At 72.1% G+C, this 24540-nt stretch carries 19 protein-coding genes and 1 riboswitch; of the genes, 6 read left to right on the forward strand and 13 right to left on the reverse strand.

What is annotated here, in order from left to right:
- Positions 1 to 99 precede the first annotated feature (99 nt).
- The 5 genes from ACZ5VQ_RS15535 to ACZ5VQ_RS15555 all read left to right on the forward strand — a co-directional run bounded on the left by ACZ5VQ_RS15535 (position 100) and on the right by ACZ5VQ_RS15555 (position 5058).
- Positions 100 to 957, forward strand: coding sequence for a transporter substrate-binding domain-containing protein (locus tag ACZ5VQ_RS15535; RefSeq protein ID WP_469105309.1), 858 nt, complete (start codon positions 100 to 102; stop codon positions 955 to 957).
- The gene (locus ACZ5VQ_RS15540) at positions 954 to 1787 is read left to right on the forward strand and encodes an amino acid ABC transporter permease (RefSeq protein WP_143637142.1); all 834 of its coding nucleotides are present in this window, start codon (positions 954 to 956) and stop codon (positions 1785 to 1787) included. Before ACZ5VQ_RS15535 ends, ACZ5VQ_RS15540 begins: the two co-directional genes overlap by 4 nt.
- On the forward strand, positions 1784 to 2614 hold the full coding sequence (locus tag ACZ5VQ_RS15545; protein ID WP_362082293.1) for an amino acid ABC transporter ATP-binding protein: 831 nt from the start codon (positions 1784 to 1786) through the stop codon (positions 2612 to 2614). Before ACZ5VQ_RS15540 ends, ACZ5VQ_RS15545 begins: the two co-directional genes overlap by 4 nt.
- 95 nt (positions 2615 to 2709) lie before the next feature.
- Positions 2710 to 3801, forward strand: coding sequence for an amidohydrolase family protein (locus ACZ5VQ_RS15550; RefSeq protein WP_469105310.1), 1092 nt, complete (start codon positions 2710 to 2712; stop codon positions 3799 to 3801).
- A 339-nt stretch (positions 3802 to 4140) separates the two neighbouring features.
- Positions 4141 to 5058 (forward strand): SCO1860 family LAETG-anchored protein, encoded by a 918-nt coding sequence (locus tag ACZ5VQ_RS15555; protein WP_469105311.1) that lies wholly within the window; start codon positions 4141 to 4143, stop codon positions 5056 to 5058.
- 309 nt (positions 5059 to 5367) lie between these two features.
- On the opposite strand, the gene cobC is transcribed toward ACZ5VQ_RS15555, so the two are convergent.
- Genes cobC through cobM form a run of 6 tightly spaced genes read right to left on the reverse strand, consistent with a single transcriptional unit; the run spans position 5368 to position 12204 of the window.
- On the reverse strand, positions 5368 to 6516 hold the full coding sequence (gene cobC / locus ACZ5VQ_RS15560) for an Rv2231c family pyridoxal phosphate-dependent protein CobC (protein ID WP_469105312.1): 1149 nt from the start codon (positions 6514 to 6516) through the stop codon (positions 5368 to 5370).
- Positions 6506 to 7453: a sirohydrochlorin chelatase gene (locus ACZ5VQ_RS15565; protein WP_469105313.1), complete on the reverse strand. Its 948-nt coding sequence runs from the start codon at positions 7451 to 7453 to the stop codon at positions 6506 to 6508. The genes cobC and ACZ5VQ_RS15565 overlap by 11 nt, the downstream gene beginning before the upstream one ends.
- Positions 7450 to 8136, reverse strand: coding sequence for a precorrin-8X methylmutase (locus ACZ5VQ_RS15570; protein WP_469105384.1), 687 nt, complete (start codon positions 8134 to 8136; stop codon positions 7450 to 7452). The genes ACZ5VQ_RS15565 and ACZ5VQ_RS15570 overlap by 4 nt, the downstream gene beginning before the upstream one ends.
- A 56-nt stretch (positions 8137 to 8192) precedes the next feature.
- Entirely contained in the window at positions 8193 to 9875 is a 1683-nt protein-coding gene (cobJ, locus tag ACZ5VQ_RS15575) for a precorrin-3B C(17)-methyltransferase (RefSeq protein WP_469105314.1), read from the reverse strand.
- Entirely contained in the window at positions 9872 to 11350 is a 1479-nt protein-coding gene (gene cbiE, locus ACZ5VQ_RS15580; protein WP_469105315.1) for a precorrin-6y C5,15-methyltransferase (decarboxylating) subunit CbiE, read from the reverse strand. Before cbiE ends, cobJ begins: the two co-directional genes overlap by 4 nt.
- Positions 11347 to 12204, reverse strand: coding sequence for a precorrin-4 C(11)-methyltransferase (gene cobM / locus ACZ5VQ_RS15585; protein ID WP_469105316.1), 858 nt, complete (start codon positions 12202 to 12204; stop codon positions 11347 to 11349). The genes cbiE and cobM overlap by 4 nt, the downstream gene beginning before the upstream one ends.
- 196 nt (positions 12205 to 12400) lie before the next feature.
- Between cobM and ACZ5VQ_RS15590 the strand changes: the two genes are divergently transcribed.
- Positions 12401 to 13129 carry a ZIP family metal transporter gene (locus tag ACZ5VQ_RS15590; RefSeq protein ID WP_469105317.1) on the forward strand — a complete coding sequence of 243 codons (729 nt, stop codon included), beginning with the start codon at positions 12401 to 12403 and terminating at the stop codon, positions 13127 to 13129.
- A gap of 47 nt (positions 13130 to 13176) precedes the next feature.
- Here ACZ5VQ_RS15590 and cobI read toward each other — a convergent pair whose 3' ends face one another.
- The 7 genes from cobI to ACZ5VQ_RS15625 are packed head-to-tail and all read right to left on the reverse strand — an operon-like array spanning position 13177 to position 24222.
- Positions 13177 to 13929 carry a precorrin-2 C(20)-methyltransferase gene (gene cobI / locus ACZ5VQ_RS15595; protein WP_469105318.1) on the reverse strand — a complete coding sequence of 251 codons (753 nt, stop codon included), beginning with the start codon at positions 13927 to 13929 and terminating at the stop codon, positions 13177 to 13179.
- Positions 13911 to 15419, reverse strand: a complete 1509-nt coding sequence (locus ACZ5VQ_RS15600; protein WP_469105319.1) for a cobyrinate a,c-diamide synthase — start codon at positions 15417 to 15419, stop codon at positions 13911 to 13913. The genes cobI and ACZ5VQ_RS15600 overlap by 19 nt, the downstream gene beginning before the upstream one ends.
- Positions 15416 to 16015, reverse strand: coding sequence for a cob(I)yrinic acid a,c-diamide adenosyltransferase (gene cobO / locus ACZ5VQ_RS15605; protein WP_362082257.1), 600 nt, complete (start codon positions 16013 to 16015; stop codon positions 15416 to 15418). Before cobO ends, ACZ5VQ_RS15600 begins: the two co-directional genes overlap by 4 nt.
- A complete protein-coding gene (locus ACZ5VQ_RS15610; protein WP_469105320.1) occupies positions 16015 to 18087 on the reverse strand; it encodes a putative cobaltochelatase in 2073 nt (690 codons plus the stop codon). Before ACZ5VQ_RS15610 ends, cobO begins: the two co-directional genes overlap by 1 nt.
- The gene (gene cobN / locus ACZ5VQ_RS15615; protein WP_469105321.1) at positions 18084 to 21740 is read right to left on the reverse strand and encodes a cobaltochelatase subunit CobN; all 3657 of its coding nucleotides are present in this window, start codon (positions 21738 to 21740) and stop codon (positions 18084 to 18086) included. Before cobN ends, ACZ5VQ_RS15610 begins: the two co-directional genes overlap by 4 nt.
- Positions 21737 to 23269, reverse strand: coding sequence for a cobyric acid synthase (locus ACZ5VQ_RS15620; protein ID WP_469105322.1), 1533 nt, complete (start codon positions 23267 to 23269; stop codon positions 21737 to 21739). The genes cobN and ACZ5VQ_RS15620 overlap by 4 nt, the downstream gene beginning before the upstream one ends.
- A complete protein-coding gene (locus tag ACZ5VQ_RS15625) occupies positions 23266 to 24222 on the reverse strand; it encodes a cobalamin biosynthesis protein (RefSeq protein WP_469105323.1) in 957 nt (318 codons plus the stop codon). The genes ACZ5VQ_RS15620 and ACZ5VQ_RS15625 overlap by 4 nt, the downstream gene beginning before the upstream one ends.
- A 98-nt stretch (positions 24223 to 24320) precedes the next feature.
- A riboswitch (cobalamin riboswitch) is annotated at positions 24321 to 24464 on the reverse strand.
- Positions 24465 to 24540 lie beyond the last annotated feature (76 nt).

Consider the following 24540-nt stretch of genomic DNA (forward strand, 5'->3'; position numbering starts at 1 on the left):
CTGAGGCCGGACGGCTCAATGGCCATGGGAATGGTTTGAGAGCCTCAAACCTTTCCTTATAATCAGAAGCCACAGTTCCCCCACAGGAGGTCAACCCCCGTGAAGATGGTCCTCGGGCGCCGGTCCCGCATCCTGGCCGCCACCACCGCGACGGCCGGGCTGCTGCTCGTCGCCGGCTGTTCTTCGGACGACGACGGGGGCAAGAAGACCACCGCGAACGGGGTCGAGCTGGTGAAGGGCGGACAGCTCACCACCTGCACGCACCTGCCGTACCCGCCGTTCCAGTCGGAGATCGACGGCAAGGTGCAGGGCTTCGACGTCTCGGTCATCGACCTGGTCGCCAAGGACCTGGGCGTGAAGCAGGTGATCCTCGACCAGCCCTTCGAGAACTTCAAGACCGGCGGGTCCCTCAACGCCGGCCAGTGCGACCTCGCCGCGGCCGGCATGACGATCACCGACGAGCGCAAGAAGAACGTCGACTTCTCCGACCCGTACTTCGAGGCCACCCAGGCCGTCCTCGCCGACAAGAAGAGCGGCATCTCCTCCTTCGCCGACCTCAAGGGCAAGAAGGTCGGCGCCCAGGCGCAGACCACCGGCGAGGAGTACGCGAAGAGCAAGGGCCTCGACCCGGTCTCCTTCGAGTCCTCCGACGCGCTCCTGAACGGCCTGCGCACCGGCCAGGTCAAGGCCGTCGTCATCGACTATCCGGTCGTCCAGGGCTGGCTGAAGGACAGGGCCAACGCGGACGCCTTCCAGGTCGCCGACAACATCAACACCGGTGAGGAGTACGGCTTCACGGTGAAGAAGGGCAACACCAAGCTCGCCGACGCCATCAACAAGGCGCTGGCGGACGCGAAGTCCGACGGCACCTACAAGAAGCTGTACGAGAAGTGGATCGGCCCATACGACGAGAACGCGGCGGACGCCGCATCCGCTTCCCCGTCCGCCGCCTCATGAGTGGGACGGACACCGAAGTCCAGCCACGCAGAAGCGGTCTGACCAGGCGTCAGAAGCGGGCCGTGTCGCGCGGCGTCCAGTACGCGGTGTTCGTCGCCGCCCTGGTCGCCTTCGGCGTCACGGCCGACTGGGAGCAGCTGCAGAACCAGTTCGCCCAGGTCGACCTGGCCGAGCGGATGTTCCCGGACATCATCACGCTGGCGCTGAAGAACACCGTCCTCTACACGGTGTCCGGCTTCGTCTTCGGCCTAGCCCTCGGTGTGGTCGTCGCCCTGATGCGGCTCTCCTCCGTGGGGCCGTACCGCTGGCTGGCCGGCATCTACATCGAGATCTTCCGCGGGCTGCCCGCCCTGCTGATCTTCATCTTCGTGGGCGTCGCCGTGCCGTTGGCGTTCCCCGGCACGGAGATCCCCGGCGGCACGTACGGAAAGGTCGCGCTGGCGCTCGGCCTCGTCGCGGCCGCGTACATGGCGGAGACGATCCGCGCGGGCATCCAGGCCGTGCCCAAGGGACAGATGGAGGCGGCCCGTTCGCTGGGCTTCTCGCATGCCCGGGCCATGGTCTCGATCATCATTCCGCAGGCGTTCCGGATCGTGATCCCGCCGCTCACCAACGAGTTGGTGCTCCTCTTCAAGGACTCCTCGCTGGTGCTGTTCCTCGGGGTCACCCTGGAGGAGCGCGAACTCTCCAAGTTCGGCCGCGACCTGGCCAGCGAGACCGCCAACTCGACACCAATCCTGGTGGCGGGCCTGTGCTATCTGCTGGTCACGATCCCGCTCGGATTCGTCGTACGCCGCCTTGAGGCGAAGGCCGGGGAGGCCACCAAGTGAGCAGCACGAGCAGCAAGGCCGACGCGAGCGGCACGAGCGGTACGCCGGAGATCCAGGTCCGAGGCCTGCACAAGTCGTTCGGCGACAACGAGGTGCTGCGCGGCATCGACCTGGAGGTCCGCTCCGGCGAGGTCGTGTGTGTCATCGGCCCCTCCGGCTCCGGCAAGTCCACGCTCCTGCGCTGCGTGAACCTCCTCGAAGAGCCCACCAAGGGCCAGGTCTTCGTCGGCGGCACCGAAGTGACCCACCCCGACGTGGACATCGACGCCGTACGCCGCCGGATCGGCATGGTCTTCCAGCAGTTCAACCTCTTCCCGCACCTGACGGTGACCGAGAACCTCACGCTGCCGCAGCGCCGGGTGCTCGGCCGCGACAAGGAGGCGGCCGCGAAGGTCGCCGCCGAGAACCTCCGGCGGGTCGGCCTCTCCGAGAAGGCGGACGCGTATCCCGCCTCCCTCTCCGGCGGCCAGCAGCAGCGCGTCGCCATCGCCCGCGCGCTCGCCATGGGCCCCGAGGTGATGCTCTTCGACGAGCCCACCTCGGCCCTCGACCCGGAACTCGTCGGCGACGTCCTCGCCGTCATGCGCATGCTCGCCGACGAGGGCATGACCATGATGGTCGTCACCCACGAGATGACCTTCGCCCGAGAGGTCGCCGACCGCGTCGTCTTCATGGACGCCGGCGCCATCGTCGAGGACGGCCCCCCGACCCAGGTCATCACCAACCCGACCCACGAGCGGACCCGCCACTTCCTGTCCCGCCTGCTGGACCCGGCGATGGCGGACGTCGAGGAGGACAGCGCCGGCCGACTGAGCAAGGAGGGCTGAGCGCTCCGTGCCCCTTTCTCCGTGCCCCTTGAGGGGCGCGGGGAACTGCGCAACCAGCCACGGCGGTCCCGCAGCCGCCGAACTAAAGTGCACTCATGAGTGATCAGGCGGTACTGCACGTAAAGGGCCGTGTGCTCGTCGCCCCCGACGACATCCGGGACGAACTCTGGATCGTCGGCGGCAGAATCACCTACGAGCGCCCGCAAGGCGCCCGTGACATCCGTACCGTGAACGGCTGGGCCCTGCCCGGCCTGGTCGACGCCCACTGCCACGTGGGCCTCGGCCCCAGCGGCCCCGTCGCAGACGACATCGCGGAGAAGCAGGCCCTGACCGACCGCGAGGCCGGCACCCTGCTCATCCGCGACGCGGGCTCGCCCTCCGACACCCGCTGGATCGACGACCGCGCGGACCTCCCGAAGATCATCAGGGCTGGCCGCCACATCGCCCGCACCCGCCGCTACATCCGCGGCTTCGCCCACGAGATCGAGCCGGACGACCTCGTCGCGTACGTCGTCCAGGAGGCCCGCCGGGGCGACGGCTGGGTGAAGCTCGTGGGGGACTGGCTCAACCGTGAGACGGGCGACCTCGGCGCCTGCTGGCCCCGCGCCGAGGTCGAGGCGGCGATCGCCGAGGCCCACCGCCTGGGCGCCCGGGTCACCGCGCACTGCTTCGCCGAGGACTCCCTGCGGGACCTGGTGGAGGCGGGCATCGACTGCATCGAGCACGCCACCGGCCTGACCGAGGACACCATCCCGCTCTTCGCCGAACGCGGCGTCGCCATCGTCCCGACCCTCGTCAACATCGCCACCTTCCCGCAGCTCGCGGCCGGCGGTGAGGCGAAGTTCCCCCAGTGGTCGGCGCACATGAGGCGACTCCACGAGCGTCGCTACGACACCGTGCGCGCCGCGTACGACGCCGGTGTCCCCGTGTACGTGGGCACCGACGCGGGCGGCACGCTCGCACACGGCCTGGTGGCGGGCGAGGTCGCCGAGCTGGTCACCGCCGGAATCCCGCCCATCGAGGCGCTGTCGGCGACGGCGTGGGGCGCCCGGGCCTGGCTGGGACGGCCCGGCCTGGACGAGGGAGCACCGGCCGACCTCGTCGTGTACGAGGGAGACCCGCGGGCGGACGTACGGGTGCTGGCGGCACCCCGACGGGTGGTGCTGAACGGCAAGGTCGTCGGCTAGGACCTGTGAGTTGACGGAGCGTAACCGTCCGCCGAGCTCGCTCGTTCTGCACTTCCGCGCGTGCTCCGGCGCGTCAACCGGCGCGTTCGAGCCGGTTCGGGCATCCGGGTGGAGATGAGGAACGCGCGTGCCGGACGATTCGAAGAAGCGCACGGAAACTCCACGTATGAGTGAACTCCCGTCAGCTTGCTGACTGTTCACTCTCCGTGCGTAAGGATTCCCGCATCGACGCCGTCGGCGCTCCCCGCAGGTCCCCGTGAGCGGAGCGTCCGGCGGCGTCGCGTCTCCAGTTCTGTCTCCCGTGGGGGTCCCACCACCTTGAACAGCAACGCTTTCCGCATGCCCGCACGCATGCCCGCACGCATGCCCGCACGCAGGTTCGCCGTCACCGCGGCGGCCACCGTCCTGGCCGCAGGTCCCGCGGCCCTGGCGGGCGCGGGCCCGGCCCAGGCGACCGAGGGCCACGGCCGCGCCAGTGCCGTGGTCCTGCGCACCGGGCTCGACGTCTCCCTGCTCAACAAGTCCGTGAACGTCCCGCTCACGGTCTCGCTCAACGACGTACGGGCACCGCGCAGCGCCGAGAAGACCGCGCTTACCGCCAAGTTGGACGGAGTCGACGGCGGGCGGCCGTTCACCGTACTGGGGGCGGAGGTCGCCCGGTCGAGTGCGAAGGTCTCCGCGAAGAAGGCCGAAGGCTCCGTGCACCTCGCCCATGCCAAGGTGCATGTGCCGGGGCTGCCCCTGCTGTCCCTCATCGAGATCGAGCAGGTCAGCGCGAAGGCGGTCTGCGCGGCGGGCGAGAAGCCCGTCGCCACCGCCAATCCGCTGGGCGCAGTGACGGTCCTCGGCAAGAAGACCACGGTGACCGCCGGTGGCCCGACCGAGGTGAAGGTGCCCGGCGTCGGCGAGGTGCGCCTCGACCTTGCGTCGACCCGCACCACCTCGCGTACGGCCGCCGCCACCGCGCTCGAACTCAAGGTGTCCATCAACCCGTTGAAGCTGAACGTGGCCGAGGTCGAGGGCACGGTCACCCTCGCCGAGGCCACCTGCGAGGCACCGGACGCTCCGGACGCACCTGCGGCTGCGGATCCTGTCGAGCCCGCGACCGAGGTGAAGCCACAGGGCGCCCCTGCCGACGAGGCAAACCTCGCCGAGACCGGCGGCAGTTCGTCGACACCGTACGTCGCCGCGGGCGCGGTCGCCCTGCTGGCGGCGGGCGGCGGAGCCGTCGTACTGGCCCGCCGCAAGAGGGGCTGAGCACAGCCCAGACAGCCCAGACGGCCCAGACGGCCCAGACGGCCCAGACGGCCCGGACGGATCGGCGGCCCTGGTGCGCGAACTCCTCGGTGGCAGAGGGGAGTTCGCGCGCCCAGCGCCCGTACGAGCGATTGTGGCCACCGTGTCGGCATCCGGCGGCGCACCGCGCCCGCATCCGTCGGCGCCACGAGAGCCCGGTGGCGCATCGCCCGGGCGAATCCCGTGCTGCGGGGCAATGTGCCACCCTCGCCGCGCCGGGCAATGCGCCACCCGCGCCGGCTCAGGAGTCCGCCAGGCGCGGTGTCCGCGTCAGCGGTCCCGCAGGCTCACTGCCTGGTCCAGTGCCTGGAGGAAGCGGTTGACCGTCGCCCGGTCGCGCACCGCCAGGCGCAGCCAGGTGTCGTCGAGCCCCGGGAAGGTGTCGCCGCGCCGCACGGCGAAGCCCAGCCGGCGCAGCCGGGCGCGGACGGCCGCCGCCCCGGGGAGCCCGATGAGGACGAAGGGGCCCTCGGCGGGCTCCGCGACACGGACGCCGTCGGACGCGAACTCCCTGAGTCCGGCGACCAGATGGGCCCGGTCTATCGACACGCGACGGGCCGCGTGCTCCTGTTCCGCCAGCGCCCGCGGAGTCATACAGGCCTCGGCGGCCGTGAGCGCGGGCGTGGACACCGGCCAGAGCGGCTGAGCCCGTTCGAGCTCGGTGATCGTCTCGGGCGGGGCCAGGACGTACCCGATGCGCAGTCCCGCGAGGCCCCATGTCTTGGTGAGGCTGCGCAGCACCACGAGACCCGGCACGTCCGTACGCCCCGCGAGGGTCTCCCGCTCGTCCGGAACCGCGTCCATGAACGCCTCGTCGACCACCAACGTCCGCCCGGGACGGGCGAGTTCGGCGATCAGCGCGGCCGGGTGGAGGACGGACGTCGGGTTGGTCGGGTTGCCGATCACGACCAGGTCCGCGTCCTCGGGGACGGCCGACGGGTCGAGCCGGAAACCGTCCCCGGCCCGCAGGAGCACCCGGTCCACGGTGTGCCCCGCGTCCCGCAGCGCCGCCTCCGGCTCCGTGAACTGCGGGTGCACGACCACGGGTTGACGGGCCTTCAGAGCGCGCGCCAGCAGCACGAAGGCCTCGGCCGCGCCCGCCGTGAGCAGCACCCGCTCCACGGGCAGCCCGTGCCGCGCCGCCACCGCGGCCCGCGCCGCCCGTCCGTCCGGGTAGGCCGCGAGCCCCGTCAGCGACTCGGCGATGCGCGCACACAGCCAGGCGGGCGGGGTGTCCGCCCGGACGTTCACCGCGAGGTCGACGAGCGCCGATCCGTCGTCGCGCACCTCGGCGTCGCCGTGGTGCCGGAGATCGTGCGCGTCACCGAGTCCGCCGGTGGCCCGCGCCCCGACGCCCTGTCCGCCTCCGGGGCGGCGGTGCCCGTCCCGGCCGTCTCTGCCGTCCCCGTCAGTGTGCATGGGAGGGTGTGTGGCCGTCGTGGTGGTGATGTCCGTGATGGTGGTGCCCGTCGTGGTGGTGCCCGTCGTCGTCCGGGTGGAAGTGCGGCTGCTGGGGGAGCCCCACCTTGTCCTCGAACCCGGGCAGCGCGATGCGGTAGACGCAGGAGTCGCAGTTCATCCGCAGATCACCCTCGACCGCCTCCCGGTAGCGCTCCATGACCAGGTCGAGCAGCTCCGGCTCCGGCCCGATGACATCGGCGGAGACCACGTCGACCTCCGGATGCGCGGCCGCCCACCCCTCGGTCTGCTGCCGCACCCGGTCCGGGAGGATACCCGTGAACAGGAAGTAGGGGAGCACCACGATCCGGCGCGCGCCCAGCTTCACACAGCGGTCCAGGCCCGACGGCACGTCCGGCGCGGCCAGCGACACGAACGCCGTCTCCACGCCCGCGTAACCCCGCCCCTCCCACAACAGCCGCGCCGCCTTGTGCACTTCGGCGTTGGCGTCCGGGTCGGTCGAGCCGCGCCCGACAAGAAGGACGGTCACCTCGGCACGGTCCGCGGGGGTCCGCGCCGAACCGCCGAGCGCCTCGTCGAGTCGCCGCTCCAGCACCGCGAGCAGCGCCGGGTGCGGGCCCAGCGGACGCCCGTACGTGTACGAGATCCCGGGGTGCCGCTCCTTCTCGCGGCTCAGCGCGGCCGGGATGTCGCCCTTGGCGTGCCCGGCGGACACCAGCATCAGCGGGACGGCCGCGAACCGGCGTATGCCCTGCTCGACCAGTTCGGTCACCGCGTCGCCCAGCGGCGGCGGGGAGAGCTCGATGAAACCGCCCGCGACGGGCAGTCCGGGGTTGCGGCGGCCCAGTTCCCGCACGAAGTCGCGGAAGGCCTCGGCACCCGCGTCGTCCCGGGTGCCGTGTCCGGCGATGAGCAGGGCGGGGGCGGGGGTGGTCACGATTTCTCCTTGGACTCGGACGGGGAACCGGCCCGGGACTCGGCCTCGGGCACAGGGTGGGACACGGCGTCGGGCACCGGGTGGGAAACGGGGTGGTACAGCAGGGCGTTGAGCGCGGCCGCGGCGACCGCAGAGCCGCCCTTCTCGGACACGTTGCTCACGGCGGGCAGCCCGCTCTCGCGCAGCGCGGCCTTGGACTCCGCCGCGCCGACGAAGCCGACGGGCAGACCGATGACGAGCGCGGGGGAGACGTCCAGGGTGAGCAGCTCCTCCAGCGCGGTCGGGGCGCAGCCGATCACCCAGAGCGCGCCGGGCCCGACCTGCTCGTACGCGAGCCGGACCGCATGGGCCGAGCGGGTCAGCCCCGGGCCGGACACGGCGTCCTTGAGACGGCAGACGGTGTCGCGCCGGGTGATGCCGGCCGCGACCATCTCCACGTCCACGACGACGGGCGCCCCGTCGTGCAGCGCCCGGTGGGCCTTCTCAAGGGCGACCTCGTCGGTCACCAGATCGCTCGCGTAGTCGAGATCGGCCGCGGAGTGGATCACCCGCTCCACGACGGCACGGGTCAGCGGCGGGAAGTGCGAGGTGTCCAGGCGGGCCCGCAGCCGCCGGAAGGACTCCTGCTCGATGGGGTGCACGATCCGTGTCCCAGGGTCTACGGTCCGGGTCCCGGGATTCACGGTCCGGGTCCCGGGGTCCGTGATCCGGCTCGCCGGGAACACCCGGCCGACTGCGCTCACTTGGGCTCCTCCTGCCAGCGGTAACCGCGGGGCGTCACCATGCGCCCCGCGATCTGCCGGGTCGCCGTGTTGCCCACGGTCACCACCGTCATCATGTCCACCGTCGCGGGGTCGAGTCCCGCGAGGGTGGTGACACGGCTGGATTCGTCCGGCCGTGAGGCGTTGCGTACGACTCCCACGGGCGTCGTCGGCTTCCGGTGCCCGGCAAGGATCGTGAGCGCCTTGGGGAGCTGCCAGTCACGGCCCCGGCTGCGCGGGTTGTAGAAGGTGACGACGAGGTCGGCCTCGGCCGCCGCGCGCACCCGGCGCTCGATGATCTCCCACGGTGTGTGCAGGTCGGAGAGGCTGATCGACACATGGTCGTGGCCGAGCGGCGCGCCCAGGATCGCCCCGGCCGCGAGTGCGGCGGTCACCCCGGGCACCCCGACGACGTCGATGTCGTCGGACGCCTCCGCGAGCGCGGGCGACGCCATCGCGTACACGCCCGCGTCACCACTGCCGATCAGCGCGACCGCCTGCCCGAGCCGGGCCTCGGCCACGGCCGTCCTGGCCCGCTCCTCCTCGGCCCCGAGCCCCGACTCCAGGATCCGGGTGCCCGGCAGGAGCAGGTCGCGGATCTGGTCGACGTACTGGTCGAGCCCGACGAGCACCGAGGCGCGGCGCAGCTCGTCCTTCGCGCGGGGCGTCAGCAGGTCCCGGGCGCCAGGCCCGAGTCCGACCACCGCAAGCCGCCCGCGCCCCGGCAGGCGTACGACCGCGCAGGTCGCCATCGCGGGCCGCGCGGCCGACTTGCGCTTGGGGACGAGGAGTTCACCGCCGCGCAGGAGGGCGGCGGCCTCCGCCACCGACGGAGTGCCGACGGCGGCGAGGGGTGCGTCCGAGGGGTTCGGCACGTCGACCGCCGCCAACTCCTCGGCGCCGTACGTCACCACGGGCACCCCGAGCCGCTCGGCCGCCCCGACAATGCCGGGCTCCTCGGCCTTGGCGTCGACGGTGGCGAGCTCGGCGACGGACTTCACCGAAAGACCCGCGTCCCGGAGCGCGTCCTGGACGAGCCCGAGCACCTCGTCGACGGGGGCACCCTTGGAGGCGCCGACGCCCACGACGAGGGAGAGCGGCCGGAGCACGACCTCACGCTCGGCGGGCTCAACAGCCCTGTCAGTGACGCGAATCGAGTACGCCCCGGCCTCGGCGACCCGCAGCGGCGGCAGCGGCCAGGCCAACTCGGCGTACAGCGCGACCGGTTCGCCGTCCAGCATGGCCCGGGACACCCCGGCCACATCACCTTCGACCGGCAGGGCGAGCGTGTCGAGCCCCGGCACCCCCACGGAGTCGGTCGCCGTCGTCACCACAGGCTCGGCACCGAGCAACTCTCCCACCTCGCGGGCGAGTTCATTGGCACCACCGCCGTGGCCCCCGACCAGGGACACCGCGAACCGCCCGCCCTCGTCAACACACACGATGCCGGGATCGGAGGCCTTGTCGATGAGCAGCGGCGCGACGAGCCGCACCACGGCCCCGGTGGCGAGGAAGCACACGAGCTGCTCACACTCCGCGAAGGCCCGCCGCACGGCGTCCCCCACGGGGCCCTCGTACACGCGGGTACGGCCCGGCCAGGCCGAGGCCACCCGCCGACAGCCCGCCGAACCGGCGGCCGTCGCGGAAATCAGGCCGATCACTGAGCAGCTCCTTCACTACGTACCGGAGGCCGGACGCCCCACAGCAGGAAAACGGGGTTGGTCGCCGCGAGCCGGGTGACGTCCCCCGGCAGCGGCGCCAGCCGGGACGACTGCAGCAGTACGCCGTCACAGTCGAGCCCGGCCGCGACGAGCGCGTCCCGGACCGCCGGAACCCGGTCGAGGGCGGCCATCGCCACGACGACGGACCGCCGCGCCCGCCGGGCACAGGCGGTCACGATGGCGGGCAGTTCCCGCCCGCCCCCGCCGATGAACACGGCGTCGGGGTCGGGCAGGTCGGACAGCACGGTCGGCGCGGCGCCGTGCACGGCGGTCACGTCGACCCCGTGCGTGGCGGCGTTGGCGCGGACCCGCTCCACACCGTCCAGGGTCTTCTCCACGGCGGTCACGGCGGCTCCGAGCCGTGCGCACTCCACGGCGACCGAGCCCGAGCCCGCGCCGATGTCCCACACGTGGTCACCGAGCCGCGGTCCGAGCCGGGCCAGCGCCAGCGCCCGTACCTCGAACTTGGTGATCATCGAGTCCCGGTGGGTGAACTCGCCCTCTTCCAGGGCCCATTGGGCGGGCCCCGGCGGCGGCCCCGCGATCGTGCGCACGGGGGAGAGGACACGAGACTCGTCGAGACACAGCACGACACTCACGGCCGGCCCCCAGTCACGGGCAGCGGCCTCGGCGGGCGTGACCCGCTCGACACGCTCACCGGTGTACGGGGCGGAGTCCGAACCTGGGTCCGGAGCGTGGCCCAAGTCCGAGCCCGAGTCCGAGCCCGAGCCAGGGCCCGAGCCCGAGCCCGCGGCAGAGGCCGAGTCCGCGTCAGCGCGCGAGCCCGAGGCAGCCCCCGAGCCCGGGACAGAAGCCGAACCCGAGGCAGTAGCCGAAACCGAAGCCGAGGCAGAACCCGAACCCGAGCCCGAGCCCGAAACAGCGCTCGCCCCCAGCGCCGACGCCACCACCAACACCCGCCCGCTGGACCGCAGCGCGGCCCCGAGTTCCGCGGGTCCGGACCCCGGACCGGTCAGTACCGCCACCTTGGGATGGGCCCGGCAGACGTTCACGGCGGTCCGCAGGTCACGCCCGTGCGCGCTCACGACCACCGCGTCGTCCCAGGTCAGCCCAACCCGCGCGAAGGCGGTCGCGACGGACGACACCCCCGGGTGGACCTCCAGCCGCTCGGCCCCGAAACGCTCGGCGAGGGCCCGGACGATCCCGAAGAACCCCGGGTCCCCGGAGGCCAGCACGACGACCCGCCCCTGGTCCTCCGGCTTCTCCAGAAACTGCTCGATCGCGTCGAGGGCGGGCGCGAGCGGACCGAGGACGACGCGCTCGGCCGTGTCCGGCATCTCCGTCGCGGCCGCCAGATGCCGCCGTCCGCCCACGACGAGCCCCGCCCCGGCCAACGCGGCCTGGGCGTCCGGCGAAAGGGGCGCCCCCGTACCCGTACCGACGACGGTGATCACGGAGTGACACCCTGCGCGCCCTGCGCACCCCGCGCGCCGCCCTGTGCACCCTGCGTCCGCAGCGCCCTGCGGGCCTCGGGGTCGGCCTTGCGGAAGCCGTGGAAGTGGCCGGGGTGGTAGAGGTGCGAGCGGGTGCCGTGCGCGTCGAGGGCCGGCCCGACCAGGAACAGCGTGTGCTTCCAGAGCTTGTGCTCCTTGACGGTCTCCTCCAGCGTGCCGATCGTGCACTTCACGATCAGCTCCTCCGGCCAGGTCGCCTGGTACGCGACCACGACCGGCGTCGACGTCGGATAACCGCCCTCCAGCAGCTCCCGTACGAGCTGTCCGCTGCGGGCGGCCGACAGGAACAGCGCCATCGTCGTCCCGTGCCGCGCGAACTCGCGTACTTCCTCCCCGGGCGGCATCGGCGTCTTGCCGCCGCCGAGCCGGGTGAGGATCACGGACTGGGCGACCTCGGGGATGGTCAGCTCCCGCTGGGCGAGCGCGGCGACGGCGGAGAAGGACGAGACACCGGGCACGATCTCGGTCTCGATGCCGATCTCCGCGCACCGGTCGACCTGCTCCTGGGTGCCGCCCCAGAGCGCGGGGTCGCCGGAGTGGATCCGGGCGACCTTCAGCCCGGCCTCGGCGGCGCGCTCGTACACGGCGACGACGTCCTCCAACGACATCGTCGCCGAGTCCAGGATCTCGGCTCCCTCACGCGCGTGTTCGAGGACCTCGGCCTGCACCAGGCTGGCCGCCCAGATCACGACGTCGGCCTCGGCGATGGCGCGCGCGGCACGGAACGTCAACAGGTCGGCGGCACCGGGCCCGGCCCCGACGAAGGTCACCTTGCCGGTGGGGGCATCGGCCATGGGATGGGGTCCTCTCCTACGAGCAGTGCGGGTACTGCGAGTACTTCGGGTGGTCGTGCGGGTCGTGCGGCTGGTGCCGGTCGTACGGGCGTGCCGGGCGCTATCGGGCATCGGCGCACGCGGGTTCCGGGAGCAGTCCGGTCGCGAACGTGCGGCGGACGTGCGTGAACACGGGTCGATCGGATAGCAAGGGCGTATGGCGGTGTTCGTCGCGCTCGGCGCGTTCCTCATGACGCTGGCCGGCGGCTGGACGGCGCAACGCGTCACCGACCGCCGCCACCTCGTACTCGGTCTGGCAGGCGGTCTGATGCTGGGCGTCGTCGGTCTGGACCTGCTGCCGGAGGCGCTCGACGCGGCGGGCGACGAGATCTTCGGCGTACCGGCCGCGCTGCTGCTGTTCGTGGCGGGCTTCCTGCTGGCGCACCTGGTGGAACGCCTGCTGGCCGTACGTCAGGCGGCGCACGGCGGGGAGGAACACAACGGCCGCGCCCCCCAGGTGGGCCTGACGGCCGCCGCCGCGATGGTCGGCCACAGCGCGATGGACGGCGTGGCGATCGGCGCGGCCTTCCAGGTCGGCGGCGGTATGGGAGCGGCCGTGGCTGTGGCCGTGATCGCCCACGACTTCGCGGACGGCTTCAACACGTACACGATCACGACCCTGTACGGGAACGCCCGCCGCAAGGCGGTCGCGATGCTGTTCGCGGACGCGGCGGCCCCGGTCGTGGGAGCTGCCTCGACGCTCTTCTTCTCCATCCCCGAGCATCTGCTCGGCGGCTATCTCGGCTTCTTCGGCGGCGCGCTGCTCTATCTCGCCGCCGCCGAGATCCTCCCCGAGGCCCACCACGAACACCCGGCCCGCTCCACGCTGCTGTGCACGATCGCGGGGGCGTCCTTCATCTGGCTGGTGGTGGGCATCGCGGAGTGAGGCGCGCGGATGCAGCCCTCGGACGAAAGCCACTGCTCCGACGGGAGTCACAGCTTGCCGCCGCGTCCACCGTCGCGCCGCGCGGGCGCGATGAGCGTCGAGAGATAGGGCAGCGTGGTGCCGTCCAGCTCGCCCGCAGGCCGAATGGACTCGTCCGGCAGCCCCAACGCCGACCCCCACACGGCATCGTCGAGCCGCCCGGTCTCCCGCAGTGCCGCGGCGACCTCCTGCGCCAGCCGCCCGAACTTGTACGCGACGACGGTCCCGGGCCCGTTGAGCGCGTCCTTGAGCGCACCGGCCCCCGCGGTGACGGGCACGAGCGTCAGCGGCTCGGTGCCCTCCGTCAGCACGGCCCCGGACCGGGCGGCGAGATCCTGCATGGCGGTGATACCGGGCACGGTCTCGACGACGGTCCCCGGTACGGCGTGCGCGATGGTCTGCGCGAGATAGGTGAACGTGGAGTACACGTTCGGGTCGCCGATGGTCGCGAACGCCACGGTCCCGTGCGTACGCAGCAGCCCGGCCACCCGCTCCCCGGCGGCATCCCAGGCGGCCTCGCGGCGACCCCGGTCGGACCGCTCGTTGAGCGCGAAGACCACGCGTACGACCTTGTCCTCGGGCACGTAGTGCAGCACGGTCGCTTCGGCGCGCCCCGGCTCGCCGCCGTCTCTTCCGTCAGACGCAGCCATGACGGGCACGACGACAACGTCGGCCGCCCGAAGGCAGTTGACCCCCTTGACGGTCACGAGCTCGGGATCCCCGGGCCCGACCCCGACCCCGATCAGCCTGCTGTTGCCCATGACCCGACACACCTCTCCACAAACCGACGGGCGACACCGGGCGCCGACGCCCAGTGCGTATGCAGATAACTCGCATGCACGCCCTGCTGTACGAAACCTTCGACCCGCCGCACCGGAACGCGCACGCCCCAGGCCGGAGCGACCCCCGCCCCGGGCTCCACGACGGTCCGGTGAAACTCATGCCCGCGCATCCGGCTGCCGGCCTCGGCCAGCACACTGTCGGACACGGCGACCGCATCCCGATACCCCAGCGTCAGCCGCTCATCCATCCGCGCCTTCGCGTCGATCACCCCGCACATCGGCAGGCCGTCGAGCTCACGCGAGAGATACAGCAGCCCCGCACACTCGGCCGCGACCGGCGCCCCACTCTCGGCGAGCGAGGCAACGGCCTCACGGAGGGGTTCGTTGGCGGACAGCTCAGGGCCGTACACCTCGGGAAACCCGCCCCCGATGACCAACCCCCGCGTCCCTTCGGGCAGTTCCTCGTCCCGAAGCGGATCAAAGGTGACAACCTCCGCGCCGGCGGCGGCAAGCAACTCGGCATGCTCGGCGTAGGAGAAGCTGAAGGCGGCCCCACCGGCGATGGCGATGCGTGGTGCGCCTGGAGGCCTTGCTCGGGGCTCCTTCGAGGCCGTCCCGGGCTCTTTCAGCCCGTCCGGCGTTTGAGGACGAGGCCGTTCAGGCCGATACGGGGGTCTGGGGGCAGAACCCCCAGGGACGGGAACGGGAAGGGGTGGCGGGGGCGAGGAAGCCAAGACCTCAGCCGCATCCCACGCGCCACCAGGCAACGACCCAGCTCCACGCGCCAGCGCGAACAGTGCGTCCAGATCGCACCCCTCCCGCACCTGCGAGGCCATGGCCGCGACAGCAGCAACCGCCTCCGCCCGCCGCTCGGCAACAGGCACCAGCCCAAGGTGCCGAGAGGGAGTCCCCACCTGCTCAACCCGCCGCAGAACACCCAGCACAGGCACCCCCGACGCGTCCAACGCCTCCCGCAGCATCCCCTCATGCCGCTCGGACCCCACCTTGTTGAGGATCACCCCACCGATCCGCACCTCCGGATCCCAGGAGGCGAACCCATGCACCAGCGCGGCCACGGACCGCGACTGCGAAGAGGCATCCACCACCAACACCACAGGCGCCCGAAGCAACTTCGCCACATGAGCGGTGGAGGCCAGCTCCCCTTCCCCCACGGCCCCGTCGAACAGCCCCATCACGCCTTCGACGACGGCGAGATCACACCCCCGCGCCCCATGGGCGAACAGCGGCGCGACCAACTCCGCCCCGCACAGATAGGCGTCGAGATTCCGCCCCACCCGCCCGGTGGCCAGCGCGTGATACCCGGGATCGATGTAGTCGGGCCCCACCTTGTGCGGGGACACGGCAAGCCCCCGCGAGGCGAACGCGGCCATCAACCCCGTGGCGACGGTGGTCTTGCCGCTGCCCGAGGAGGGCGCGGCAATGACCAGCCGAGGGACGGACGAACTCACCACTCGATACCCCTCTGCCCCTTCTGACCGGCGTCCATGGGGTGCTTGACCTTGGACATGTCGGTCACGAGGTCGGCGAGTTCGAGGAGCTTCTCGGGAGCGTTGCGCCCGGTGATCACGACATGCTGGGTCCCGGGCCGGTCCCGCAGCACGGAGACGACCTCGTCGACGTCGACCCACCCCCAGTGCATGGGATAGGCGAACTCGTCGAGCACGTACAGCTTGTACGTCTCGGCGGCGAGGTCGCGCTTGACCTGCTCCCAGCCCTCGCGGGCCTTCTCCTCGTTGTCCATCTGGGAGTCGCGCTGCACCCACGACCACCCCTCGCCCATCTTGTGCCAGTCGACGGCCCCGCCCTCGTCGGAAGCCCCCAGCACCCGAAGCGCGTTCTCCTCGCCGACCTTCCACTTCGCGGACTTGACGAACTGGAAGACCCCGATGGGCCAGCCCTGATTCCAGGCCCGCAGCGCGAGCCCGAAGGCGGCGGTGGACTTGCCCTTCCCGATCCCGGTGTGCACGACCACGAGCGGCCGGTTCCGCCGCTGACGAGTCGTCAGCCCGTCGTCGGGCACCACACTCGGCTGTCCCTGCGGCATTACGCGGCCCTCCTGCTGTTGCCCTGAACATCCCTGACGAGCCCGGCGATCGAGTCGGCCCGCAGCTCGTCCAACGTCACGGCCGTACCGCCGAGTTCACCAGCGAGCTGCCCCGCGAGCCCGAGCCGTACGGGCCCGGACTCGCAGTCGACGACCACGGACGCGACCCCGTCGGCGGCGAACAGCCGAGCCGCCCGTCCCGCCAGCGCCACCGGCTCGGGCCCGCCCGTCGCCCTGCCATCCGTCACCACGACCATCAGCGCCCGCCGAGCCGGATCCCGCAACCGCTCCACCCGCAGCACGTCATGCGCCCGCAGCAACCCGGCGGCGAGCGGCGTACGCCCGCCGGTGGGCAGCGACTCCAGCCGTACCGCGGCCGCGTCCACCGAGGAGGTGGGCGGCAGCGCGACCTCGCCCGTCGAACCGCGGAAGGTCACGAGCCCCACCTTGTCCCGCCGCTGGTAGGCGTCGAGGAGCAGCGACAGCACGGCCCCCTTGACCGCGCTCATCCGCTGCCGCGCCGCCATCGAACCGGAGGCGTCCACGACGAACAGCACGAGGTTCCCCTCGCGCCCCTCCCGCGTGGCCTGCCGCAGATCGTCGCGCCGGACCACGAGACCCGGACCCGACCGGCCACGCGCCCGCTGATGCGGGGCCGCGGCCTGCACGGTGGCCGCCAAGTGCAGCTTGGTGAGGGCTCCTTGGGGCCGACGTGCACCGGTGGTCCGCCCGTGCTCGGTCCGTGCCCGCGACCGCCGCCCGGCGGCGCCCTCGCCGAGACCCGGCACGCTCAGCACCTTCGTACGGAACGGCTCGGCGGCCCGTACGGGAGCCTGCTCGCCCGCGCCCGGCGACGGTGCCTGTCCGGTCTCGGAGGGCTCGCCCTGCGCGGGCACCTCACCGGAGCTCTCGCCGCTGCCATCGTCGTTGCCGTCGTCGGGCCCTTCCTGAGGCGGCTGCCCGCCGCCCCCGTCCGGGCCGTCGGGATCCGGATCCTCGTCGCCGGAGTCGCCGGAGTCGTCCGAACCATCGGAACTGTCGGAACCCCCGGAGTTCTCCCCGCTCCCGAACTCCTCCAGCGTCTCGTCGAGCTTGTCCTCGTCAAGTCCCGGCGCATCAAAGGGGTTTCGCCGTCGCCGGTGCGGCAGTGCGAGCTGCGCCGCCTGCCGTACGTCCTCGGCCAGTACCTCCGTGCGCCCGGCCCACGCGGCCAGCGTGGTGGCGGTCCGGGCCATCACGATGTCGGCCCGCATCCCGTCCACCTCGAAGGCCGCGCAGGTCGCCGCGATCTGCCGCAGCGCCCCGTCGCCGAGCACGACCGACGGCAGCAGCTTCCGCGCGGCCACGATCCGCGCCCGCACCGCCGTCTCCTCGTCGGCCCAGCGCGCCGCGAAGCCGTCCGGATCGTCGTCGTAGGCGAGCCGCCGCCGCACGACCTCGACCCGCTGATCCGGCTCGCGCGAGGCGGCCACCTCGACCGTCAGCCCGAACCGGTCGAGCAACTGCGGCCGCAGTTCGCCCTCTTCGGGGTTCATGGTCCCCACCAGCAGGAACCGCGCGGCATGCCGTACGGAGACACCTTCGCGCTCCACGTACGAGGCACCCATCGCGGCCGCGTCCAACAGCAGGTCGACCAGGTGGTCGTGGAGGAGGTTGACCTCGTCCACGTACAGGATCCCGCGATGCGCGTCGGCCAGCAGGCCCGGTTCGAAGGCCTTCACGCCCTCGGCCAGCGCACGCTCGATGTCCAGAGCGCCCACGAGCCGGTCCTCGGAGGCGCCGACGGGCAACTCGACCATGCGTGCGGGCCGTTGGACCCCTGCTCCCACCTCGTGCGGCCCGTCCGGGCACGCCGGGTCGGGAGCGGCTGGCGCGCACGAGAAGCGGCAGCCGGCGACGACGTCCACCTCGGGCATGAGCGCCGAAAGGGCGCGCACGGCGGTCGACTTGGCGGTGCCCTTCTCGCCGCGTACGAGCACACCGCCGACCGCGGGCGACACGGCGTTCAGGAGCAGCGCGAGCCGCAGGTCGTCCTGTCCGACGACAGCCGTGAACGGAAAGGGGGTACTCACTGGTCGTCGCCCTCCAAGTCGCCTTCGAGCTCCAGGTACGTGGCGCGCAGCCGTTCCAGCGTCTCGGCGTCCGGCTCGGCCCACAGTCCGCGGTCCGCCGCTTCGAGGAGCCGTTCCGTGATGCCGCGCAGGGCCCAGGGGTTGGACTTCTTCATGAAGTCCCGGTTCTCCGCGTCGAAGACGTACTCCGCGCTGAGCTTCTCGTACATCCAGTCGTCCACGACCCCGGCCGTGGCGTCGTACCCGAAGAGGTAGTCGACGGTCGCCGCCATCTCGAAGGCACCCTTGTAGCCGTGGCGCCGCATCGCCGCCATCCAGCGCGGGTTGACCACGCGGGCGCGGAAGACCCGGTGGGTCTCCTCACCGAGGGTGCGGGTCTTCACCTGGTCGGGAGTGGCGGAGTCACCGACGTACGCCTCGGGGCTCGCGCCCGTCAGATGCCTGACCATGGCGACCATGCCGCCGTGGTACTGGAAGTAGTCGTCCGCGTCGACGAGGTCGTGCTCTCGGGTGTCGACGTTCTTGGCGGCCACGGCGATGCGCTTGAACGCCGTCTCCATGTCCCCGCGCGCCGCCCGCCCGTCGAGCCCGCGCCCGTACGCGTAGCCGCCCCACACCGCGTACACCTCGGCGAGGTCGGCGTCGGAGCGCCAGTTGCGCGCGTCGATGAGGGGGAGCAGACCGGCCCCGTACGCGCCGGGCTTCGAGCCGAAGATACGGGACGTCGCGCGCCGTCGGTCGCCGTGCTCGGCGGTGTCCTCGTCGGCGTGCGCGCGCACGTAGTTGCGGTCGGCGGGCTCGTCCAGGTCGGCCACCGCCCGTACCGCGTCGTCGATCAGCCCGACCACATGCGGGAACGCGTCCCGGAAGAAACCGGAGATACGGACCGTGACGTCGATGCGCGGCCGGCCGAGTTCCTCCAGGCCCACGACCTCGAAGCCGGTGACGCGCCGCGAGGCGTCGTCCCACACCGGCCGGCAGCCCAGCAGCGCCAGGATCTCCGCGATGTCGTCGCCCTGGGTGCGCATCGCGGAGGTGCCCCAGACCGTCAGGCCGACGGACTTCGGGTAGTCGCCCGTGTCCTGGAGGTACCGCTGCACGAGCGAGTCGGCGAGCGACTGCCCGACCTCCCAACTCAGCCTGGACGGGATCGCCTTGGGGTCGACGGAGTAGAAGTTCCGGCCGGTCGGCAGGACGTTCACGAGTCCGCGGGTCGGTGAACCCGAGGGGCCCGCCGGGACGTAACCGCCGTTCAGGGCAAGGAGGATGTGGTCGATCTCGTCCGTCGTACGGGCGAGACGCGGCACCACCTCACGGCACGCGAACTCCAACACCGCGACGGCGTCGGGGAGTTCGGTGCCGCCCAGCACCTCGCGCACGAGAGCGGGCACGGCAGCGACTTCCCAGGCGCGCTCCTCCATGCCCTCCGCGAACCGGCGGCACAGCTGCTCAAGGAGATCGATCGCGTCGGCCGCCGACCGCGAGGGTCCCGGGACCAGGTCGCTCAGCTCGACCGGCACCTTCAGCGGCGCACCGGGCTCGCCCAGCAACTCCTTCTCGACCAGGCCGAAGTGCTCGGCGAGACAGGCCCGAAGGCCCGGCAGCGCGTTCGCTGTCCCGCCCCACACCTGAGAGGCCCGCAGCACGGCCAGTACGAGGTTCACGCGCGGCTCGGCCTCCGGGCCGCCGCCGAGAATGTGCAGGCCGTCGCGGATCTGCACGTCCTTGATCTCGCACAGATAGCCGTCGATGTGCATGACGAACGAGTCGAAGGCGTCGTCGTCCGGCTGGTCGTCCACATGCAGGTCGTGGTGCAGCTCGGCCGCCTTGACCAGCGTCCAGATCTGGGCCCGCACGGCCGGGGCCTTCGTCGGGTCCAGGTCGGACACGAGCGCGTACTCGTCGAGGAGCTGCTCCAGCTTCGCCAGATCGCCGTACGTGTCCGCGCGCGCCATCGGCGGTACGAGGTGGTCGACGACGGTGGCGTGACCGCGGCGCTTGGCCTGGGTGCCCTCGCCGGGGTCGTTGACGATGAAGGGGTAGACGAGGGGGAGTTCACCGAGGACCGCGTCGGGCGCGCAGCCGCCGCTGAGCCCGAGTCCCTTGCCCGGCAGCCATTCCATCGTGCCGTGCTTGCCCATGTGCACGACGGCGTCGGCGCCGAAGCTGTTGTCCAGCCAGCGGTACGACGCCATGTAGTGGTGCGACGGCGGCATGTCCGGGTCGTGGTAGATCGCGATCGGGTTCTCGCCGAAACCGCGCGGCGGCTGGATCATCACGACGACGTTCCCGAACTGGAGGGAGGCCAGCACGATGTCGTCGCCGTCCACGTACAGGTTGCCCGGCGGCTCGCCCCACGCCTCCAGCATCCCGCTGCGCAGATCCGGGTCGAGCTTGTCGAACCAGGCCCGGTAGTCCGCGAGCGGCACACGTGCCGGGGCCGAGGCGAGCTGCTCCTCGGTCAGCCACTCGACGTCGTGGCCGCCGGCCGCGATGAGCCGGTGGATCAACTCGTCGCCGTTGTCCGGGTATTCGGTCAGGGAGTACCCGGCGTCCCGCAGCGCGTCGAGAACCCGTACCGCCGAGGCGGGGGTGTCGAGGCCGACCGCGTTGCCTACCCGGGAGTGCTTGGTTGGATAGGCGGTGAAGACGAGCGCGAGCTTCTTCTCCGCGTTGGGCTTGTGCTTCAACCGGGCGTGGCGCACGGCGATTCCGGCGACCCGGGCGGCGCGCTCGGGGTCGGCGACGTACACCGGAACGTCGTCGGGACCCTGTTCCTTGAAGGAGAACGGGACCGTGATGAGGCGTCCGTCGAACTCGGGGATCGCGACCTGCATCGCCGCGTCCATGGGGGAGAGGGCGGCGTCGGACCCGGCCCAGGCGGACCGTGACGAGGTGAGGCAGAGCCCTTGCAGGACAGGGATGTTGAGGTCGGCGAGCGCGCCGATGTCCCAGGCCTCCTCGTCACCGCCCGCGGACGCCTGCGAGGCGTGCGTGCCGCCGGCGGCGAGAACCGTCGCGACCAGCGCGTCGGCCTTGCCGAGGATCTCGTACAGGCCCGCGTCGGCGTCGCGCAGCGAACCGCAGTACACGGCAAGGGCGTTCGCGCCCCGGGCCTCGATCGCGTCGCACAGGGTGTCCACGAAGGCGGTGTTGCCGCTCAGCTGGTGCGCCCGGTAGAAGAGCACGCCCACGGTCGGACGGCCCTCGACGTACGCGCGCTCGCCGTGGACCCCGAACTCGGGCATCTTCCGGGGCTCTTCGAAGCCCTCGCCCGTCAGCAGCACGGTGTCGGACAGGAAGCGGGCCAGCTCGGTCAGGTTCTCCGGGCCGCCCTCGACCAGATAGCGCAGCGCCTCCGCGACGACACCGGCGGGCACGGACGACTCGGCCATCAGCTCCGCGTCGGGGACGGACTCCCCGCCCAGCAGCACGGTCGGGATCCCGGACGCCTTGAGCGCGGCGAGCCCGTCCTCCCAGGCACGCTTGCCGCCGAGCAGCCGTACGACGGCGACGTCCGCGCCGCGGACCAGCGCGGGAAGCTCCTCCGCGACATCCACGCGGGTGGGATTGCCGATCCGGTACGCGGCGCCGGCGGCACGCGCCGCCAGCAGATCCGTGTCGGCGGTCGACAACAACAACACTGTGCTCATGCGGGTGCTCCCGGTGGAATGAAGGGCAGTCCTGTCGGCGCGCCGGACTCGATGAGCCGCCACAGCGCGTCCGTGTCCGCGTGTTCCTCGATCAGATCGCCGAGCCGGTCCAGCTGCTCCTCGCGCAGCGACCCGAACGACGTGCCGGCGGCCGGTACGAAGCGGCGCCCCGCGGCGGCCGCCACCTCGCGAAGGAAGGCCCGGCGGAAGCCGTCCGACTCCAGCGAGCCGTGCCAGTGCGTGCCCCAGACCTCGCCGACCCGGCAGCCGTCCAAGAAGGGTTCCCCGCCCGTGACATGGGCGACCCCGTGGTGGATCTCGTACCCCTCGACGGGCTCGCCGAGCGCCGCGCCGACGGGCCGGGTCAGGGTCTTCTCCCGCGCGAACCGCACGCGCACGGGGAGGAGTCCGAGCCCGTCCACCTGGCCTGCGCGCGACTCGACCTCGTCCTCGATGTGCTCGCCGAGGATCTGGAAGCCACCGCAGATACCGAGGACGGGACGCCCCTCCGCGGCCCTTCTGGCGAGGGCGTCCGCGAGGCCGCGCTCCCGCAGCCACTCCAGGGCCCTGACCGTGCCACGGGTGCCGGGCACGACGACCAGGTCGGCGTCGACGAGTTCTTCGGCCCGGTCCACGAACCGCACGACGACGCCCGGTTCGGCGGCCAGCGCGTCCACGTCCGTGAAGTTGGACATCAGCGGGATCGCGCAGACGGCCACCCGCAGGATGTCCTCGCCGACGGGGGAGGAGACCGCCGACTCCCGGACCGAGCCCCTCAGCGAGACCGCCATCCCGTCCTCCTCGTCGATGCCGAGACCGTGCTGGAAGGGCAGGACCCCGTACGTACGACGTCCGGTGAGGTTCTCGAGCATGTCGAGGCCGGGCTCCAGCAGGGACACGTCCCCGCGGAACTTGTTGACGAGGAACCCGGCGACGAACTCCTGGTCCTCGGGCGAGAGCAGCGCCACGGTTCCGAAGAAGGAGGCGAAGACACCCCCGCGGTCGATGTCGCCGACGACGAGCACGGGCAGCCGCGCGCCCCGCGCGATCCCCATGTTCACGATGTCCGTCCGCCGCAGATTGATCTCGGCGGGACTGCCCGCCCCCTCACAGATCACCGCGTCATACGTGCCCCGCAACTCGGCGAGGCACTCCAGCACGGTCCCGAGGAGCTGTTCCTGACGCCCGCCGTGATAGCCGCGGGCGCTCATCTCCCCGACGGGCCTGCCCATGAGGACGACCTGACTGCTCCGGTCGCTGCCCGGCTTGAGCAGTACGGGATTCATGAGCGCGGTGGGCTCCACGCGCGCGGCCTGTGCCTGCATGGCCTGCGCCCGCCCGATCTCGGCGCCCTCCCGCGTGACGAACGAATTGAGCGACATGTTCTGCGCCTTGAAGGGCGCCACCTTGACACCCTGCCGCACCAGCCACCGGCAGATCCCGGCCGTCACGACGCTCTTGCCCGCGTCGGAGGTGGTACCGGCGACGAGCAGCCCGCCACCCGTTCCCCCGCTCGTTCCCCGACTCATGACGTACGCCCCTTCGTGCGAAGGCTGTTGACGAGGAGCCGTCCGGCGACACTCACGCCGAGCGCGAGCAGGCCCACGCGCCGCGAGAGCCGCACGGCCCGCTCGATGTCCCCGACCTCCACGGCCCGCCCTTCACCGTTGAGTACGGGCCGGTGCTCGACCCTTCCCGCGTACGAGAGCGTCCCGCCCAGCCGCACGCCGAGCGCCCCGGCGAACGAGGCCTCGACGGGCCCGGCGTTGGGACTCGGGTGCTTGACGGCGTCGGCACGCCAGGCGCGTACGGCTCCGCGCGGATCGCTTCCCGTGACGGCCGCGAGGACGGCGGTGAGCCGCGCCCCGGGCCACCCCGCGACATCGTCGAGCCGCGCGGAAGCCCAGCCGTACCGCCGGTACTTGGCGGACCTGTGCCCGACCATGGCGTCGAGCGTGTTCACGGCACGGAAGCCGACGAGTCCCGGCACACCGGCCGCGGCACCCCACACGAGGGCGCCCACGACGGCGTCCGAGGTGTTCTCGGCGACGGACTCGACGACGGCCCGGGCGATCCCGTCGGCGTCCAGCGACTGCGGATCGCGCCCGCAGAGGTGGGGCAGCCGCTCCCGGGCCACCTCGATGTCCCCGGCGGCGAGCGCCCCGCCGATGGCCCGGGCCTCCCGCCCGAGCGAAGTCCCGCCGACGACGGACCAGGTGGCGGCGGCGGTCAGGGCGACGGAGGCGGCAGGAGAGGGACGCACGGAACGCCCGGCGAGCGCGGCGATCGAGGCGGCCCCGCCGACACACACGGCGGTGTGCAGAGCGCCCCACCCCCGGTGGTCCCGCCACAGCACCCGCTCCACGGCACCCGCGGCCCGTCCGAACGCGGCGACCGGATGCCCCCGGCGGGGATCGCCGAGCAGCAGGTCACCGAGGAGGCCGGCGGCGGCGCCGTACGCGAAGACGCGGTCGGCACGCATCGGTTCAGCCGACCGTCAGGTCGGGCACAACCGTCGCTGGAAAGGCAATTGGGCAGCCGCGCATGGCGATTTGTCCTCACTCAGGGTGTCCGCGCCCTGGTTCGACGAGACCGACGGCGAGAGTTCCTGGCTCCCGGGGTGTCGATTCCCCGGTAACAGTGGCGGGACCGCGCCGGATTCGCACCGGCTTCCTCTCCTGCCGCCGTACATGGCTCCGGCAGTCCACCACGCCCACGAACACCCGTCAACTTGCTGTTGACCTGCGACGGGAGAGTGTGCTGAGGCCCACACACGGACACGACTCCGCCCCGCCGACCG

Source organism: Streptomyces sp. NPDC033178 (assembly GCF_055577685.1).

What these genes read in the sequence shown, in the direction of transcription:
- ACZ5VQ_RS15540 (WP_143637142.1), top strand. Translation starts at nt 954, where the DNA reads ATGAGTGGGACGGACACCGAAGTCCAGCCACGCAGAAGCGGTCTGACC.
- cobI (WP_469105318.1), bottom strand. Translation starts at nt 13,929, where the DNA reads ATGGGCAACAGCAGGCTGATCGGGGTCGGGGTCGGGCCCGGGGATCCC.
- cobN (WP_469105321.1), bottom strand. Translation starts at nt 21,740, where the DNA reads ATGAGCACAGTGTTGTTGTTGTCGACCGCCGACACGGATCTGCTGGCG.
- ACZ5VQ_RS15555 (WP_469105311.1), top strand. Translation starts at nt 4,141, where the DNA reads ATGCCCGCACGCATGCCCGCACGCATGCCCGCACGCAGGTTCGCCGTC.
- cobO (WP_362082257.1), bottom strand. Translation starts at nt 16,015, where the DNA reads ATGCCGCAGGGACAGCCGAGTGTGGTGCCCGACGACGGGCTGACGACT.
- ACZ5VQ_RS15590 (WP_469105317.1), top strand. Translation starts at nt 12,401, where the DNA reads ATGGCGGTGTTCGTCGCGCTCGGCGCGTTCCTCATGACGCTGGCCGGC.
- ACZ5VQ_RS15625 (WP_469105323.1), bottom strand. Translation starts at nt 24,222, where the DNA reads ATGCGTGCCGACCGCGTCTTCGCGTACGGCGCCGCCGCCGGCCTCCTC.
- ACZ5VQ_RS15550 (WP_469105310.1), top strand. Translation starts at nt 2,710, where the DNA reads ATGAGTGATCAGGCGGTACTGCACGTAAAGGGCCGTGTGCTCGTCGCC.
- ACZ5VQ_RS15620 (WP_469105322.1), bottom strand. Translation starts at nt 23,269, where the DNA reads ATGAGTCGGGGAACGAGCGGGGGAACGGGTGGCGGGCTGCTCGTCGCC.
- cobM (WP_469105316.1), bottom strand. Translation starts at nt 12,204, where the DNA reads ATGGCCGATGCCCCCACCGGCAAGGTGACCTTCGTCGGGGCCGGGCCC.
- cobC (WP_469105312.1), bottom strand. Translation starts at nt 6,516, where the DNA reads ATGCACACTGACGGGGACGGCAGAGACGGCCGGGACGGGCACCGCCGC.